Source organism: Streptomyces sp. NPDC057963, from assembly GCF_042887155.1.
GTDB lineage: Bacteria > Actinomycetota > Actinomycetes > Streptomycetales > Streptomycetaceae > Streptomyces.
This window is the reverse complement of the sequence record NZ_JBHVPX010000001.1, coordinates 43636-62062: the sequence shown is the minus strand read 5'-3', so window position 1 is coordinate 62062 and position 18427 is coordinate 43636. Positions and strand designations below refer to the sequence as shown.

Genomic DNA, 18427 nt, shown 5'->3' with positions numbered 1-18427 from the left:
AAGGACGACAGGTGAACGAAGAATGTCGAAATGATGAACCGGATCGATTCCTTGTTCAACGCGAGGCATTTGCGAGGTGGATTCGCCGACCGTCGGCGGGCTGTTAACCAGCTGTTGCCGTCGCGTTGGGCCGCGAATCGAAATGCCTTCCTAAGTTCTGGGGCGTGCCCCCACGTACCGATAGGACGACCGCCCTCCGGGTAGCCGTACTCGCCGACTCCGACACCCGGTGGAAATGGGGCGCGCTCACCGCGCGCCGCCTCACCACCGGTGCGTCCGGGGAAACGGCGCAGCGCGTAGAGATCACCGGACTCCTGCTGCGCGGCCGGGCCACCCCGACCCCGCGCCAGCTCGCCGAGGTCGGCGACGTCGGTGTCGACACCGACCGGGTGCGCGAGGTCACGGCGGTCGAGTTCCTGCACACGGTGCGGGACGAGGGGTACGACGTCGTCGTCCTCGCCCTCGTCGGGGGAGCCGTTCAGGCGATGCTGCACGGCCTCGCCGCGCTGCGCCTGCCGGCCCGGCCCGTCGTCGTCACCGGCTACGTCGGCGTCGTCTACGAGAAGCTCGCCGACGGACTGCTGCTGCGGCACGGCGCGGATGTCGTCCTCGCCAACTCCCGCCACGACGCGGAGCGTTTCCGGGCCGTGTACGAGGGGGTGGGCGCCGACGCCTCGGCCGTCACGGAGGCCGCCCTGCCGTTCCTCGGCGGCGCACCGCACCGCCCGCAGGAGGGCCGCGACACGGTCGTCTTCGCCGCCCAGCCCTCCGTACCGGCCTCCCGCGCCGACCGCACGTACCTGCTGCGCAGGCTCGTCGAGCACGCCAGGCTGCACCCGGACCGCGAGGTGCTGCTGAAGCTGCGTTCCAAGCCCGGCGAGCACACCACACACATCGAGGAACTCCCGTACCAGCGGCTCGCGGAGAAGCTGCCCGGCGGGCCGCCGCCCAACTTCCGTCTGGTGTACGGGCACATGGGCGAGGTCCTGGACCGCGCCGATCTGCTGGTCACGGTCTCCTCGACCGCCGCGCTGGAGTCCCTGCACCGGCGCATCCCGACCGCGGTCCTCACCGATCTCGGCGTCCGCGAGACCCTCGGCAACCACCACTTCATCGGCTCCGGCCTGCTCACCTCCTGGGACCGCCTGGACGGCGGCTTCCGCCCGGAGCCCGACCCGGAATGGCTGGCCGGCCAGGGTGTCGCCGCCGACGGCACGTACGCCACGGCCTACGACAACGCCCGCGCCCGCGTCGACGCCCTGCTCGCCGCCGCCCGCCTGCCCGACCTCGCCCCGTACTACACACCCGCCACCGCGCCCGGCTATCTCCCCGGCATCCTCGCCCGCCACCACCTGGCCCCCGACGGCCGTCCGCTGCCGGGCGCCGACCGGCCGCGCGAGACCGGCGGGGTGCGCGGCGCGGTGCGCGACGCCGTCCGGGAGGCGGCGCGGGGCGCGTACCGGCAGGGCGTCCAGCGGGTCGCCCCGGTGATCCGACGGATGGGCGAGCTGTGAACACGACCTCAGGAGCAGAGATGACCCCGACCCCGACCGTGCTCGCCGTGATCCCCGCCCGCGGCGGATCCAAGGGCGTCCCGGCCAAGAACCTCGCCCAGGTCGGCGGCGTACCGCTGGTCGCCCGCGCCGTACGCGCCTGCCTGGCCTCCCGCGAGGTCACGGACGTCGTCGTGACGACCGACGACGCGGCCATCGCCGACGCGGCCCGCGCCGCGGGCGACACGCTGGGCGCCCCGGAGCGGGTGCACATCGTCCAGCGCCCCGCCGCCATCGCCGGGGACAGGTCGAGCAGCGAGGACGCGGTGCTGCACGCCCTGGATGCGTACGAGGCGATGCACTCCCGCACGGCCGACGTGGTGCTGCTGGTCCAGTGCACCAGCCCCTTCGTCGTGCGGGAGGACATCGACGGCGTCGCCGCGGCGGTCGCCCGCGACGGCGCCGACACGGCGGTCACGGTCGCGCCCTTCCACGGCTTCCTCTGGCGCGACGGCGGTGCACCGGAGGAGGACAACCACGGCGTCAACCACGACAAGTCCGTCCGGCAGATGCGGCAGGACCGCCCCGAGGACCTGCTGGAGACCGGCACCGCGTACGCCATGAACGCCGCCGGCTTCCGCACCCACCGCCACCGCTTCTTCGGCCGCACCGCCCTGGTGCGCACCGACGCCGCCCGGGTCCTGGAGATCGACGACCCGCACGACCTGGCCCGCGCCCGCGCCCTCGCGCCGCTCCTGGACCCCTCACCGCTGCCCACCTTCGACGACATCGACGCGGTCGTCCTCGACTTCGACGGCACACAGACCGACGACCGGGTCCTCATCGACGCCGACGGACGCGAGACCGTCGCCGTCCACCGCGGCGACGGTCTGGGCATCGCGGCCCTGCGCAAGGCGGGAATGCCGCTGCTGATCCTCTCCACGGAACAGAACCCGGTCGTCGCCGCCCGCGCCCACAAGCTCCGCATCCCGGTCCTGCACGGCATCGACCGCAAGGACCTGGCCCTCAAGCAATGGTGCGACGAACAGTCCGTCGCCCCGGAACGTGTCCTCTACGTGGGCAACGACGTCAACGACCTGCCGTGCTTCGCACTCGCCGGCTGGCCGGTCGCGGTCGCGAGCGCCCACGACTCGGTACGGGCCGCGGCGCGCGCCGTCACCACGACCCCCGGCGGCTTCGGCGCCATCCGCGAGATCGCGGCCTGGCTGCTGGGCCCCACCCTCACGACCACGACTCCCGCTCAGTCCCGCGAATAGCCCAGGGGCCCCGAGCCCCGAGCGACCCAGGGGTCCCCAAACCCCGAGCGACCCAGGGGTCCCCAAACCCCGAGCAACCCCCGGGCCCCCAAGCCCCGAGCCACCCCCGGGCCCCCGAGCCCCCAACCTCCGAGCTAAGGAACACCACCCATGAACACCTCCCGTCTGCGCACCCTCGGCACCCGCACCGCGGGCCCGGGCCACCCCGTCTACGTCACCGGCGAGATCGGCATCAACCACAACGGCGACCTCGACAACGCCCTCGCGCTGATCGACGCGGCGGCCGAGGCCGGCTGCGACGCCGTCAAGTTCCAGAAGCGCACCCCGGAGATCTGCACCCCGCGCGACCAGTGGGACATCGAGCGCGACACCCCCTGGGGCCGGATGACGTACATCGACTACCGGCACCGCGTCGAGTTCGGCGAGGCCGAGTACCTGGCCATCTCCGAGCACTGCGCCAAGCGCGGCATCGACTGGTTCGCCTCCCCGTGGGACACCGAGGCCGTCGCCTTCCTGGAGAAGTTCGACGTCCCCGCGCACAAGGTGGCCTCGGCCTCCCTCACCGACGACGAACTCCTGCGCGCCCTCAGGGCGACCGGCCGCACGGTCATCCTCTCCACCGGCATGTCGACCCCGCGCCAGATCCGCCACGCCGTGGAGGTCCTGGGATCGGACAACATCCTGCTCTGCCACGCCACTTCGACCTACCCGGCCAAGGCCGAGGAGCTGAACCTGCGGGTGATCAACACCCTCCAGCAGGAGTTCCCCAACGTCCCGATCGGCTACAGCGGCCACGAGACCGGCCTCCAGACGACCCTCGCCGCCGTCGCCCTCGGCGCCGCGTTCGTCGAGCGCCACATCACCCTCGACCGCGCCATGTGGGGCTCCGACCAGGCCGCCTCCGTCGAGCCGCAGGGCCTCACCCGTCTCGTCCGCGACATCCGCACCATTGAGGCCTCGCTCGGCGACGGCATCAAGAAGGTGTACGAGTCCGAGCTCGGCCCGATGAAGAAGCTCCGCCGGGTCGCGGGCGTCGTCGCCGAGAACGCCGACGAGGCTCCGGCCGCCGAGCCGGTCGCGGTCTGACGGGCCGACCGGTGAACCTCGCCTTCGTCGAGAGCCCGGTCCAGCTCCTGAACGTCCTGGAGTGGGCCTACACAGAGGGAGGCGACGACCAGGTCCTCACGGACATCACGGTCGTCGTCCTTCCCCCGGTCGACCCGATGTCGCGCGGCCAGCTGCGCCGGATGGCGGAGCTGGCCCGCGACGAGGGCGTCAACGTCCGCTGGCAGGAGGCGCGCGGCGGCACGGGCGCGCCCCTGAAGACCCTGCGCTCACTGACCGGACTTCTGCGCAGAGCGGACCGCATCGTCATCGGCGACCCGTTCTCCCGCTACGTCCAGCTGCTGCTCACCCTGGTCCGCGCCTGCCGCCTCACGGTGGTCGACGACGGCACGGCCACCATGGAGTTCGTCGCCCAACTGGCGCGCGGCGAACGGCTGGTGCGCTGGCACCGCAAGGGCAGCCCGGGTCCGCGCGATCTCGTCCTGGCCCCGGTCACCGCCCGCGCCCGCAGCCGCTTCATCCCGTCCGCGACCCGCACGGTCGAGGTCTTCACGGCCATGCCGGTCGAGGCCCCGCCCGGTGTCACCGTCACCTCCAACACCTTCGCCTGGACCCGCGCCCGCTTCGGCCCGCCGCTGCTCACCAAGGGCGCCGACCTGGTCGGCACCTCGCTCGTCGAGACCGGAGTCCTCGACCGGGCCCAGTACCTGGAGGCCGTCGCGGCCCTGGCCCGCACCCACCAGGCCACTCGCTACTTCGCCCACCGCCGCGAGTCCACCGAGAAACTCCACGCCCTGGAAGCCGCCACCGGCCTGGAGATCGTCCGCCCCGACCTCCCCCTGGAGCTCATAGCCCGCCGGGGCCCCATCGGCCGCACGGTCCTGAGCTTCCCCTCCACGGTCGTCCACACCCTCCCGCTGGCCCTGGCCGGCACGGACGTCAAGGTCGCGGTCTGCGACATCGCCCCGGAATGGCTCCGCGACACGGCGTCCCCGCGCGCCCAGGGCTTCCTGAGCGGCGTCACGGAAACGGCCCGCGACGTCCAGCGCCTGGCCCCGTGGCGGGCGACGGCGATCACGGAGGCGTGACCACGCGGCGACACGGCCGGACGGTCCGGCAGGGTCATTTGCCCGAGTGCTCCAGCATGCGGGTCAGGAGGTTACGGGTGGCCCGCTGCACATGCGGGTTGAAGTGCCGGGGGTCGCCGAGCGCCAGCGGCCAGTAGAACGTTCCGGCGACAAAGACGAACGTGCCTTTCTTGTTCACGCACAGGCTGGTGTTCTGCACGGTGCGGCCGCGGCCCAGCCGGTCGGCGTAGGGCGACGCGGAGAGCAGCGTCTGTTTGGTGCCCGCGGGCCGGGGCATGGCCGGGTCGAAGCCGTCGGCCTCGACGGCGATCAGATCCGGAATCTCGTCGCCGTCCCGCAGGCCGGTGCCCGACCAGAACCAGTGACGGCTCTCGCGGACGACCAGGGGCGCGGGCTTCTTGAGGATGCCGTTGTACTGGACGCCCAGCAGCCCCTGCTCCGCGCGCCGGTGATCCGTGTCGAGCTGGCGCCACCGCACGGTGGGGCCGGTCGGCCCGGGCGCGGGGTCGGCGGTCTCCTTGTAGCAGGTCACCACGCGGCTCGCCCGGCCCTCGGCGGAGTCCTCGACGCGGATCTGGAAGTAGATGTTGTTCGCGGCCAGGAACGCGAGATGGGTTCCGGCGGAGACGGCCTGCTCGGCACAGTCGCGCATCTCCCTGGACCAGTACTCGTCGTGTCCGGAGAACATCATCACGCGGTGGTTCGACGGGTCGATCCGGCCCTCGTGCAGATCCACGCTGCTGGCGTACGTGATGTCGTAACCGTTGCTCTCCGCCCACCGCGCGGCACTGGTGTCCAGTGCGAACCAGTGCGGCAGTCCCGACTCCGGATAGGGGCGGTCGAAGGAGACCTTGAGGGCCCGGTCGTCGATCCCGCCCCACACACCTGCGGGGGTGTACCCGCGGTACCGGTTTCTTCCGGTGTGCCCGTCGTGGGGCCAGAGGTTGTAGGCCTGGTACGTGGTGAAGGGCACCACCATCAGGATGTCGGAGCGGCGCCCGGTGTCGCGTACGACGAAGGGCGTGTAGCTGCGGTACCCGTCCTGGGTCGTGAAAACGGCCAGGAATATCCCCGACTCCCATGATCCGGGTATGCGCAGCGTCCAGGAAACGGGCCAGTCACAGGCGATGAGCCCGGTGCCTGAGGCGGGGGTCGGCCTGGTCCTGGGTCGTACGGGGAACGGGGTGCTGGTCATCAGCCGGCGGGTGCCCGGTCCGTCGCCACGGCCCACGCGGTGGATGTCCACCCGGCAGGTCTGGGCGAGGTGCGACGACAGGTGGAAGTCGATCGACTCGCCACGGCTGACGGAGGTCTTCGACGCGTAGCCCTGGATCTGGCCGACGGTATCGGTCACCTTCTTCATGCCGCCCTGGACCGAGGCCCAATCACCGGTGGGGACCACGGGCTTCGGCCGCACGGCCGGGGCGCCGCCGGAATGCGTGGCCGGGGCGGATCTGCCCGGAACCCCGCACCCGGTCAGTGCGGCCGCACCGACCCCGATCACTCCCAGCGCTCTCCGGCGGGACACCTTCGACACAGGACACACACTCCGACGACCCGGACGCCGGGCCTCGTGCCTCACGCGTCATGGACCTGCATGACCGGCCGACGTACGAGAACCCGCGCCGTGCCCGTCAGTGGTCGCTCACCCCACGCATGTGACCGACCGTGAAGGAAGATGAGGAGAAGTCGTGTGCGGTTGCCTCTGCGCGATTAATAATCGGCCCAAAGGGGCTGTGACCGGCACGAGGGTGACCCCGGCCACAGCCCCTTGTGCTGTCAGCTGCCGTATCGCTCCACCACGTAGGAGCGGGCGAAGCTGTAGCCGGAGGCAACTCCCCAGCTGCTCACAGGGTTTGCGAACATGCGATCCGGCCTGGCCGACCATGTCCAGGCCTTGATGCTGCCGTCGTCGTAGCCGTACAGGGCTCCGAAGTCGTCCAAGCCATCCCCGTTGTAGTCACCGATGACGATCGACATGTGCTCACGCCACATCGAGCCCGCCGGTGTGGTCCAGGCCTCGGACAGAGCGCTGAAGGTGCCCGTCGTGCTACTGGGGAAGGTGTAGATGCTGTCGTGGCCGTCGGCGTAGTCGTACCAGGCGGCGATGTCGTCCCGACCGTCCCCGTCGAAGTCGCCGGAGTGAACGGTCGTACGTGCCCAACTCCCCCACGACGTACTGGTCCAGGAACCGACCGGGGACTTGAACGCGCCTGTGGGCGAGGTGAGGAACGTGAATATCTTGTTGCTTCCGTCGGCGTATCCGTGGAAGACGGCGAGATCGTCCCGTCCATCGCCGTTGAAGTCACCGGTGACCGGCTTGTCGCGTGAAGCCGACCAGCTGCCCGTCGGGCTGGTCCACGACATGAACGGTGTGTTGAAGCCGCCCCGGACGTCTGCGGTGAAGGTCCACAGCGCATCGTGTCCGTCCACGTAGTCGTACCAGACGGCGACATCGTCCCGTCCATCGCCGTTGAAGTCGCCGCTGTGCACATTCATTCGGTCGAAGCCCCAATTGCCGGCCGCGACCTTCCACGACGCGAACGGCGTTCCGAACTTGCCGCTCTGGGTGCCGAGCCACGTCCACAGAGCCACCCGGCCGTCGGCATAGCCGTACACAGCCGCGACGTCGCCGATCCCGTCCCCGTTGAAGTCACCCGTGGTGCGCTTCATATGAGCCGCCGCCCACGAGTCCGGCGGGACGTTCCACCCGGCGAACGGAGTCCTGAAGGTCCCGTCGGAGTTCGTCAGGAAGCTGTGAATGGTGTCCGAGCCGTCGACGTGGTCGTACCAGTCGGCCAGATCACTGCGCCCATCGCCGTTGTAGTCGTGCCGAAGAGCGGTCCCACTGCTCCACAGAGACTGTCCCTTGACGTTGTGAACGACCAGGTTCCCCCGGTCCTGCAACACCGCGTACCCTTCCGCACCGCTGGTCTTCGAATCCCACAGCACGGTGCTGCCGTCGGCCTTGTAGACCACCAGGTTGCCCTTGGCCTGCATGACCGCTTTCGCTCCGGGGTTACCGGCGGTCCCGGTGGACCAGAGGCGACGGCCCGCGTTGGAGGAGATCTCCAGGTCGCCGTCGTCCTTCATGGTGAGCTTCGCCGAACGGGAGGTGTAGGACTGACCGGCAGCGAGCGTCGTGCCTGCCGGGATCCGCGTACCCCCGACGGTGCCATCGATCGGGAACGCGGTACCGAAGGAGAAGACCGTGTCGGTGACCCGGCCCGGCCAGCCGGTCATGGTGTTGTCGGTCTTGCGGCCCCACAGGTCGGCCACACCGTCACCCGTGAGGTCACCGACGGTGCCGAGGGTCGGATACTCACTCGCGGGATAGCCGGAGCCGATCTTCACCCGTGCCGAGGCGTTGCCCCAGGCGGTCGGGTCCAGCAGTCCGTCCGGCCCCTTGCTGCCGTAGGCGCGGAAGATCTCCCCCGTGGACTTGTTCCGGAGCCACAGGTCGGCGAGGCCGTCGTTGTTCAGGTCGCCGGGGCAGAGGACGGTGAACTTGTCCCAGTCGTCGGTGCCCACCAGTACCGGGGAGCTCAGCCGCTTGTTGAAGTCCCCGTAGTACGCCCAGAGCAATGTGCCCTGCTTCACGAGGAGGTCGGGCTTGCCGTCCGCGTTCAGGTCGCCGGGAGCGATGATCTGCTCGGCGTTGCTCCAGTGATCGTTCCCGGTCCATCCCGGCTCGCCCACGCAGCCGTAGTCCTCGTCGACGACCGGGCACGCGACGGTCAGCCGCTGCTTGCCCTCCTTGTAGTCGGTGGTGGCGATGCCCAGGCCGTTGTTGGTGTAGGTCCAGAGGTTCTTGCGCTTGGCGAGCGGGTCGTACTCAAGCGTGACGAGGTCGGTGTACCCGTCCTGGCCCCAGTCCGTCCGGTACGCGATGTCGACGTCCTCGAAGGCCTGACCTCCGTTGGTCGCCGACGAGAACTGACCGCCCTGCTGCCCGGAGTAGGTGAGCAGTGTGCCGTTCGAGTCCACGCTCCAGATGTCCTTGATGCCATCACCGTTGAGGTCACCGGGGGCGTCTCGCTCGGCCGACCGCGTGGCGTAGTAGACGTAGGTGGCGGTGTCCGAACGATTGCCCGCTCTGTCGACGCTGAACGCGTGGAGGAAATGTGCCCCGTAGCCGGGCGGGGTGCTGGTCACGGAAACCGGCTGACCGCCGGCTGCGATGTAGCTGACTTCCGGGTCCGAGTCGGTGTACCAGCCGTACTGCTCGACATCCGTGACGCCGTTCGCCTCAAGGGTGAACGATCCCGGCGTACGGGCCTTGCCCGTCGTTTCCGGCCAACCGTTCTCGCCGTCCGGGAAGTACGTGGAGCTGATCCGGGGCGGGCTGCTCGGCCGTGTGCGGTCCACCGAGAACGCGCACGTCGAGCTCCAACCGGAGGTCGCGCCGTCGCTGTCCTTGGCACGGACCTTCCAGGTGTAGTCCCCCGTGGGGAGGTAAGCGTCCGGGACCGGAAGCGTGACCACTCGCTTCTTCAGGGCGGAGAGGGACTGGTCGACCACTGGGGTGGTGCTGCCGCTCTTGAAGATCTGGAACTGGGCGGTGAGGTTGCCGGCATCGGGGTCGTCCACGGTCGCGTGCACGCTGACCTTGGTGTTGCCGATGAGTCCGCCCGCGGAGCAGGACGACTTGGGGTTGGTGCCCAGGTCGTACGGGGTCTTGGGCGGGTTGTTGTACGTGGTCTCCAGGACGGCGGTCTTGGCGTCGAACTTCTTCCAGCCGTACGTGTCCTGCTCGTCGGACGCGTAGAGCCCCAGCGTGAGGCTCGACCAGTTGCCCGCGGCGGCGTCGCGCACCTTGGAGGTGACGTCGAACTCAAGGTTGCCGGCGGCGCAGTCCTTGCTCCATCCCTTGGAGTCGTTCACGGTCTTGAGCGGTGTGCTGCCGACCTTGGCCGGCTGGTTGTTCCATGTCGTCTTCTTGGAGATGGTTTTGGTCTGCCAGATCTCGACCGGCCTGGCCTGGCAGGACCAGGACCAGACGTTCTTGATCCTGAACGTCGACGACTTGACCTGTACGCCCTTGAGGTTGTCCGTGTCGGCCTGGAAGAAGGAGCGGGAGAGCCCGAGAGTCTCGTTCTCGTAGCCCACGCGGGCGACCTCGTTCGCATTCCAGAAGGAGGAGTTGGGGTACTTCTTGTAGACCCGGGTCCAGTTCTCCTTCTTGCCCCAGGCCCAGGACGGGTCGATGTAGACGGGGTACCTGGTGTCGGTGCCGGTCAGGAGGGCCTGGTCAGGCTTGATCTCGATGCTGTCGCCGACCACCGTGGCCGGCACCTGGGCGTCGGTGGCACCGGGCGGGGGCTCGAAGGCGTCCGAGGGTGTCGTCCCGGCGGCAGCAGCAGCGGCGGGGGAGGCGGTTTTGGCGGCAGCACCGGACGTGGCGGTCTTCGAGTCCCACATCAGGGGCGAGGGGCTGGTGAAGACGGTCTGGCCCGCCGGGTCACCGGCCGAGATGCTGCCGGTGTCGGGGTCGGCCGTGACGGTCAGTCCCGCTGTCTTCATCTTGAATTTCAGGGTGGCCAGTTCGGGGTTCTTGGCGGCCTCGGCGGTCTTGACCACCAGCAGCTGGGAGAAGCCCTCGACTTCGGCCTTCAGCTGCAGATCCACCCCGGGCAGGATCTCGCTGTACGTGGCCACGTTCTCGGTGAGCACCGGCTTGGGCAGAGCGGCCGGCCAGGACAGCGTGAGTGTACGGCCGTCCTTCACGCCGGACAGCAGCGGTCCCGTTCCGCCTCCGGAGAAGGCGACGTTCACCGTGGTCGCCCGGGGTACGACCGTGCCATCGGCGCCGAATGCCAGGCTGGGGTCCGTCGCGACCCAGGCGCCGTTTCGGAACAGTCGCACGGGAGATCCGTAGCGCTTGACCGAGAAGGAGCCATCAGGCAGCGCCCAGGTGTCCGACGTCTCCGTACGCGCCGATGCCAACTCTGCCGGCGCGTTGGTGGATTTGGCCGTTTCCAGTGCCTTGTCTTCCTCGCTGACCGAGCCGTCGTCCACAGGGTCGTCGGCAGCGGCAGCGGCAGCGTTGTTTGGCGCGGATGCGACCGCGGACGCAGAGGCGACCGGTGTCAGGGCTAGGGCCGATCCGACGACGGTGGCCAGTGCCAGAGAAATGGCTTGAAGTCGGGTTCTGTGTCTTTGAACGGTCCGTTTGGTAAAGCGATTCATTTTGCTCCCCCCAGGAAGTCATGGATCTTCGCGCCGACCCTATAGGTGACGGCTCGGCCTCATGAAGTGCAGGGCGGCTCATGATTTCAGGGCGGCATCTCTGTCAGGGGCGAATGCATTCAATGTGAAATTAAACGACTCAACGGTGGATATTTCTCGCAAGGTGAATGTATCGGACATTTTCAAATGTGGATGTCGGGTGGGGGGCGGGGAGGAGGGAGTGGCGTCATATCCCTATATGGAGGGGCGATCTCGGGGTGTGCGGCGATAAACCAGTGACTTTTCTGTGAAGGATCTGTTAGCTTCCGACGGTCATTCTTGGGGTGGGCGAGGGGTGGGGAATGAGCTGGTTCGGCAAGTCCTTGATGGCATTGCCATTGTCTGCTGCACTTATGTTTGGGATGCTGCCGGAATCCGCTGTCTCAGCGGATTCCGGAATATCGCAGGAGCATCCGGGTGCCCAGGTAAAGCAGCCGAGGGCCGTTCCGGTGGCGCCCATGAAATTCGGCGGCAACAAGCGCAAGGACTATGCCAGGACTCATGCCTGGCGAGGGGCGCCGAAGACCACCTGGCCGACCGCGGCCAGTGCCGAGATGGAGCTGGAAGCAGCCGGAACCAAGTCCGCGCGCGTGGGAGGACTGCCTGTTTCCGTCTCCCCGGCAGGCAAGCGGACACGTGGTCCCGCAACGCGTCCCGCGAAGCTCAAGGTCTCGGTCGCGAACAGGGCAGCCGCGGCCGAGGCCGGCGTCGACGGAGTACTGCTGTCGATGAGCCGGACGGACTCCGGACGCGACAAGCAGTCCGTGCAGGTGAAGGTCGACTACTCCGGCTTCCGGGGCGCCTACGGCGGTGACTGGGCGGCACGGCTTCGACTGGTGCAGCTCCCGGCGTGTGTGCTGACGACACCGCAGAAGCCGGAGTGCCGGATCAGCACCCCGCTCACATCGGCGAACGACACCGAACTGAGCACACTGGCGGCCGAGGTGGAAACCGAGGCCGCCGACGCCACCCTCCGTACTGCGGCGCGTACTGCGGTCTCCTCGGCCGCTCCGGCCGCCACCGTGCTGGCCGCGACAGCGGGGGCGGCAGGTTCCTCGGGCTCGTACAAGGCGACGCCGCTCCAGCCATCGGGCTCGTGGAGCGCCGGCGGCTCGGCCGGGGCGTTCAACTGGTCCTACGAGATCGGCGTTCCGTCCGTCCCGGGTGAACTGCAGCCGAGCGTCTCCCTGAACTACTCCTCGCAGCGGGTCGACGGCCAGACCGCCGCGTCCAACAACCAGCCGAGCTGGATCGGCGACGGGTGGAACTGGGAGCCCGGCTACATCGAACGCCGGTACAAGTCCTGCAACGACGACAAGGACAACGGCACCAACACCACCAAGGTCGGCGACCTGTGCTGGTACAACGACAACGCGACGCTCTCCCTCGGCGGCAAGAGCACCGAACTGGTCCATGACGCGAAGAGCGGGTGGCACCCGGCCCAGGACTCGGGCGAGAAGGTCGAAAAGCTGACCGGCGCGTCCAACGACGACAAGGGGACGGCCGGTGTCGACGGCATCGGTGAGCACTGGAAGATCACCACGACCGACGGCACGCAGTACTTCTTCGGTCTGAACAAATTGCCGGGCTGGAGCGACCACGGCACCAAGGCGACCACCGACGACGATCCGGTCACCAACTCCACGCTCACCGTACCGGTGTTCGGCAACCAGTCGGGTGAACCCTGCTACAACGCGTCCTTCGCCTCGGCCTGGTGCCAGCAGGCATGGCGCTGGCAGCTCGACTACGTCGTCGACGCGCACGACAACGCCATGGCGTACTACTGGAACACCGAGGCCAACAACTACGGCCTCAACGTCTCGGAGACCACCGGCAAAGCGACGGTCACGGCGTATGACCGGGGCAGCTACCTCGATCACATCGACTACGGGCTGCGCGACGGCAGCGCCTACGCGGCCAAGGCCATGGGCCGCGTCGAATTCGGGACCGACGAGCGCTGCCTGAGCGGTTGCGGAACGTTCGACCAGACGAACGCCAAGAACTGGCCCGACGTCCCGTACGACCTGTACTGCAAGCCTGGTGCGACCGAGTGCAAGGACCAGTATTCGCCCAGCTTCTGGTCACGCAGGAAGCTGAGCACGATCACCACCAAGGTGCTGACGGGAGGTGCCTACAAGGAGGTCGACTCCTGGGCGCTCAAGCAGGGCTTCCCGGCCTCGGGGGACGGAATTTCCACACCGATGTGGCTGGAGTCCATCCAGCACACGGGCAAGGCCGGCGGCAGCGCGACCCTGCCGGCGGTCACCTTCGCCGGTGAGCAGAAGGCCAACCGGGTCGACAAGACGGGCGACGGGCTGGCCCCCTTCATCCGGCTGCGGCTCTATCAGGTCACCACGGAGACCGGCGGCACCATCGGCGCGTACTACTCGCAGCCGGACTGCACCGCCTCCACTCTCCCGCCGGCCGATGGCACGAACAGCAGCCGCTGCTATCCGGTGAAGTGGGCGTACGAGGGTGAGACGGCCAAACAGGACTGGTTCAACTCGTATGTGGTGACCAAGGTCATCGAGGGCGACAACCTGGCCGACACCCCGGACACCACCACCGAATACAACTACCTCAACGGTGCCGCATGGACCAAGAGCACCGACGAGTTCACGAAGAAGGACGACCGGACCTACTCGACGGCTCGCGGCTACGGTCTGGTGCAGACCCGCACAGGGGCCGGCCTGGACCCGCGGACTCTGACCGAGACCCGGTACTTCCGCGGTCTGGACGGTGCCGCGGTGAAGGACTCCACGGGCGTCGCGGTCACCGACCGTGAACAGTTCGCCGGCCAGGCGCGTGAAAGTGCCACCTACAACGGCGACAACACCGCCAAGCTCGTCTCCGCGACTTCGTACACCCCCTGGCGATCCGCGCGGACGGCCGGCCGCACGCGCTCGGACATGCCCGACCTCGAGGCGTACCTCACCGGCACGCTCAAGGAGGAAGTGCGCACCGCGATCACCGGCGGCGAACGCAAGCAGGTGCTGACCCGGAGCTTCAACGACTACGGCCTCATCACCTCTGTCTCGGACACGGGAGACGCGGCAAAGTCCGGTGACGAGCAGTGCACCACCAGCTCCTACGCCCCCAACGTCCCGAAGTGGATGCTCAACAAGGTCGCCCGCACCGAGGTGGTCGGGGTGCTGTGCGGCGCGACGGTGTCACGCCCCGGTGACGTGATCAGCGACGAGCGCACGTACTACGACGGTGCGACGGCGACGCTGTCCACACCCACCAAGGGCGACGTCACAAAGATCGAGAAGATCAACGGGGCGGGTGACGGCTACGACACCGTGGCCACCACCGCGGTGGCGGACATCGACATCTACGGCCGGGCCCTTGCTGCCGCGGACCCGTACGGGAAGAAGACCTCGACCGTCTACACGCCCACTACGGGAGAGGCCCCGACCAGTACATCGGTGACCAACCCTCGCGGCCATCGGGTCACCACCGAACTCGATCCGCTGCGTGGCCAGCCGGTCAAGGTGACGGACGCCAATGCCCGGGTGACGACGACGGCGTACGACCCGCTGGGCCGTGTCACCAACGTCTGGCTGCCGACCCGCTCCGCCGCCACCTCCCCGGACAAACCGAGTCGGACGTTCGGCTACCAGGTGCGCAACGACGGCCCGATCGTGGTCACCAGCAAGGTGCTCAATCACAACGCCGAGTACCAGACCTCGTACCAGTTCTACGACGGGCTGCTCCGCGAACGCCAGAGCCAGGCGGAGGCCCCGGACGACAAGGGGCGGCTGGTCACCGAGATCGCGTACGACAGCCGGGGCCAGGCGTGGCGCGATTCCGGTACGTACTACGCCGACGGTGCCGCCGAACCGGTCCTGGTGACCGGGCAGGAGACCAAGTACCCGTCGTCGACGGAAACGGTCTTCGACGGAGCGGGCCGCCCGACCGCGGTGATCGCCAAGAAATTCGGCAGTGACACCAAGCGCACCGTCACCACCTCGTACACCGGCGACACGACGACGGTCGTCCCTCCGGCCGGCGGAACCGCCACCACCACGGTGACCGACGCGCTCGGTCGCACCGTGGAACTGAAGCAGTACACCGATGCCGACAGGACCAAGTCCCAGTCCACCACGTACGCGTACAACCACCTCGGGCGACTGGAGAAGGTCACCGACCCGTCGGACGCGGTCTGGACCTACGGATACGACGTCGCCGGCCGCCAGAACCACACGGAGGACCCCGACAAGGGCACCGTCGACACGACGGCCTACGACAAGGCCGACCGGCCGACCGACGTCAAGGACGCCCGCGGCACTGTCCTGCACACCGACTACGACGAACTCGGCCGCCCGACCGCACTGAGCCAGGGCACCACCAAGCGGGCCGCCTGGGAGTACGACAAGGCGACGAAGGGGATCGGCCAGCTTTCGAGCACCACCCGTTACGAGGGCGCCGACGCCTACGTCAGCACGGTCGTCAACTACAACGCCTTCTACCAGCCCGTTGCGACCAGGTTCACCGTCCCTGGCTCGGAAGCGGAGCTCGCCGGCACGTACGAGTGGACGGACATCTACAACGCCGATACCGGCCAGCTCATGGAGACGAGGCAGCCCGCCATGGGGGACCTGCCGGCGGAGAGCGTCATCAACACCTACGCCTACCGCTCCGGTCTCCCGATGGGTGTCGCCGCCGGAAGTGACACCATCCTCTACTCCGCCTCCTACGACCACTACGGCAGACCGAGCCAGCAGGAGTACGGAGCTTTCGGCCAGCACCTGGGGAAGAACTACGAATACGACGAACACACCGGCGAGTTGACGCGTGCCTTCACCGACCGCGAGGTGGCGCCCAAGCGCATCGACGACGTGCGGTACACGTACGACCTCGCGGGCAATATCAACAGGATCGCGACGACGACCGGGCAGGACGCCACGGCGCAGAGCGACACCCAGTGCTTCCTCACGGACGCGCTGCGCCGCATCACCGACGCCTGGACCGCCACCGACGGCTGCGCCGCCAAGCCCACCGCCGCGACCGTCGGCGGCCCGGACGCCTACTGGACCACGTACGCCTACGACGCGGTCGGCAACCGCAAGACGGAGACCCGGCACACCACCGCCTCCGGACCCGCCACCGACACGGTCCGCACCTACACGGCTCCCGAGCCCGGCACCCACAATCTGCCCGGCGTCACCCAGGCGGGCACCGACCCGCACAACGAGAGCTACACCTACGACGCGACCGGCAACACCCGGACCCGCAAGATCGGCAGCGGCGACCTTCAGGACCTCGCGTGGGACCCCGAAGGCCACCTGGCGTCCGTCACCCAGGTCACCGATACCACCAGCTACCTCTACGACACCTCGGGCCAGCGCTTGGTCCGCCGCGACTCCACCGGCACCACGCTCTATCTTCCCGCCGGCAACGAACTCCACCTGGACAAGGCGGGGAAGGTCACCGGAAGCCGCTACTACAGCGCGGCCGGTGAAACCGCCGCACTGCGCACCGGTGGGAAGCTGACCTTCCTGATCAGCGATCACCACGGCACGAGCACCACCCAGGTCAGCGCGGACGCCACGCAGGCCGTCACCCGACGCCAGAGCACGATCTTCGGAGCCCCGCGCGGCACGGCACCCACCGGATGGGCGGGCGACAAGGGATTCGTCGGCGGCACCCAGGACACCGATACAGATCTGACCCACCTCGGCGCCCGCGAATACGACCCCGCCACCGGCCGCTTCATCTCTGTCGACCCGGTTATGGACCTGCAGGATCCGCAGCAGACACACGGCTACACGTACTCCAACAACAACCCGGTGAAACAGTCCGACCCATCCGGTCTGCGACCTGAAGGCGCCTGCGGCGGTGCAGGAGTCTGCAACGTCGGCACTAAAAAGAACCCGAAGTGGGAGACATATACCCCTACTGATTCGAATGGCAACGGCTCGTTCGGGACGTCGTCCAAGAGTGATGGCACAACCGATGGGGATCTGACATGGATCAGTGGAAGAGAAACACCGACGACGCCCAGTAAAAACAAGCCGTACGGGTCGGTCAAGTGGTACGCGGTACTCGCCAGCACAGCGGGTCAGGATATTGCCAAGCTCGCCAGCCTGCAAATGCTTGCATGCGCTAAAGGGCTCGACGTGACATGTGAACTCTGGGGGTATTACAGCTCGCGGGAAGGTGGAGAGAAGAATGTCGATGTGGATTCCCTTATGAGTAGTGACAGTGGATTCATGGGCGGAAATGACGTCGGAAACGGATCGTCTGGCGTCAGTCAACTGCTTGGCAAGTGGGCATCCGAGGCCGAACTCAAGTGTCCGCGAGGTAGCTGTTCCTTCCATGCGGATAGTGAATGGAAGGGTACGAATTTTACGAGCGCTGATGGCGCTGTGGGTATTGGCCACGCGCAGATGCGGCTCACGGGTACCTATCATGTGAGCGGTAAGGGTAGAGGGCGAAAGGTCTCTTCTTCCTACCGGGTGGAGCTCTACAAGGATTGGAATTTCGACAAGGAGAAGACCGCGTCTCTCCCGGTGATCGGCATCAGCATCTCGCTGCGCCCGTTCGCTGAACTTCATGAAAGAGGGTTTGCGCGAGAATTCAGGATGGTTGGCAAGAGTTCCACTCGAGAATATGTGAGGTGACGACTTGCGGTGGATCTGTGCGCTCGTTGTGGCCTTGCTTGCCTGCGTTGCCATCACTGGGTGCGGCGGCTCCGATCGGCAGAAGGTTCAGTGCGTGTCCGGGGATATTCCCGCAGATGCTGGTCGACGTTATTCACTACCCCCGGCTCCGGCGGGGAGCGTCGTTAGGTTCTGTGAATCAGTCGACAATGGCGAAAGGTCAGCCACTCTTAAGCTGGCGGCGCCGCCGTCGGTTTCGGAGAAATATCTGAAGCGGATCGAAATTCCGATCGATACTTTTTCCGAAGTGTCTGAAGACTCGGTGCGGGAACTTTCGGTCAGCCGCGAGAAGGCGTGGGCCATCAAGCGTGGGGGTTCCTACGGTTGGGGCACTGGTTCGGCAGAATGGAACGGTGATTGTCTTCCTGATTACACTGCCTATATCAGGACAGATGGTGCATGGAATGGTGAGATCATGTTGAGTGTGGAATGCACGGAGTGAGAGAGGGAATTTGCTCGATGCGCAAAGGGGGCGGTCGTGACGGGGCCGCCGTTGCCGATGCCGTGCGGGTGGTGGTGGGCCGGGAGGACCGGCCGCGCGGGGATGGGGAGTCGGTGTCCGGTTGAGTCGTGCTCCGATGCGTCGGGCCTCATCCTGAGCCGGAAGTGGA

9 protein-coding genes are annotated in these 18427 nt (G+C 67.7%); 7 read left to right on the top strand and 2 right to left on the bottom strand.

The genetic code is table 11. The features are described 5' to 3' along the window. Positions 1–164 precede the first annotated feature (164 nt). The 4 genes from ACFVT1_RS00240 (at position 165) to ACFVT1_RS00225 (ending at position 4923) form a co-directional block, all read left to right on the top strand. On the top strand, positions 165–1514 hold the full coding sequence (locus ACFVT1_RS00240; protein WP_389791122.1) for a DUF6716 putative glycosyltransferase: 1350 nt from the start codon (positions 165–167) through the stop codon (positions 1512–1514). 20 nt (positions 1515–1534) lie between these two features. Continuing rightward, positions 1535–2770, top strand: a complete 1236-nt coding sequence (locus tag ACFVT1_RS00235; RefSeq protein WP_389791120.1) for a cytidylyltransferase domain-containing protein — start codon at positions 1535–1537, stop codon at positions 2768–2770. 150 nt (positions 2771–2920) lie between these two features. Beyond that, positions 2921–3856: an N-acetylneuraminate synthase family protein gene (locus ACFVT1_RS00230; protein WP_389791118.1), complete on the top strand. Its 936-nt coding sequence runs from the start codon at positions 2921–2923 to the stop codon at positions 3854–3856. A gap of 11 nt (positions 3857–3867) precedes the next feature. After that, a complete protein-coding gene (locus tag ACFVT1_RS00225; protein ID WP_389791116.1) occupies positions 3868–4923 on the top strand; it encodes a hypothetical protein in 1056 nt (351 codons plus the stop codon). Positions 4924–4957: 34 nt separating this feature from the next. On the opposite strand, the gene ACFVT1_RS00220 is transcribed toward ACFVT1_RS00225, so the two are convergent. Together ACFVT1_RS00220 and ACFVT1_RS00215 are read right to left on the bottom strand one after the other, a co-directional pair. Continuing rightward, positions 4958–6451 (bottom strand): N,N-dimethylformamidase beta subunit family domain-containing protein, encoded by a 1494-nt coding sequence (locus ACFVT1_RS00220; protein ID WP_389791114.1) that lies wholly within the window; start codon positions 6449–6451, stop codon positions 4958–4960. Positions 6452–6702: 251 nt separating this feature from the next. Then, positions 6703–10788 (bottom strand): FG-GAP-like repeat-containing protein, encoded by a 4086-nt coding sequence (locus ACFVT1_RS00215; RefSeq protein WP_389791112.1) that lies wholly within the window; start codon positions 10786–10788, stop codon positions 6703–6705. A gap of 16 nt (positions 10789–10804) precedes the next feature. Between ACFVT1_RS00215 and ACFVT1_RS00210 the strand changes: the two genes are divergently transcribed. From ACFVT1_RS00210 to ACFVT1_RS00200, 3 genes are all read left to right on the top strand, one after another. Continuing rightward, complete coding sequence (locus tag ACFVT1_RS00210; protein WP_389791110.1) at positions 10805–11065, top strand: hypothetical protein; 261 nt, start codon at positions 10805–10807, stop codon at positions 11063–11065. Between the two features lie 544 nt (positions 11066–11609). After that, positions 11610–17777, top strand: coding sequence for an RHS repeat domain-containing protein (locus ACFVT1_RS00205; RefSeq protein ID WP_389791108.1), 6168 nt, complete (start codon positions 11610–11612; stop codon positions 17775–17777). A 94-nt stretch (positions 17778–17871) separates the two neighbouring features. Beyond that, positions 17872–18258, top strand: coding sequence for a hypothetical protein (locus ACFVT1_RS00200; RefSeq protein WP_389791107.1), 387 nt, complete (start codon positions 17872–17874; stop codon positions 18256–18258). Positions 18259–18427: the final 169 nt, after the last annotated feature.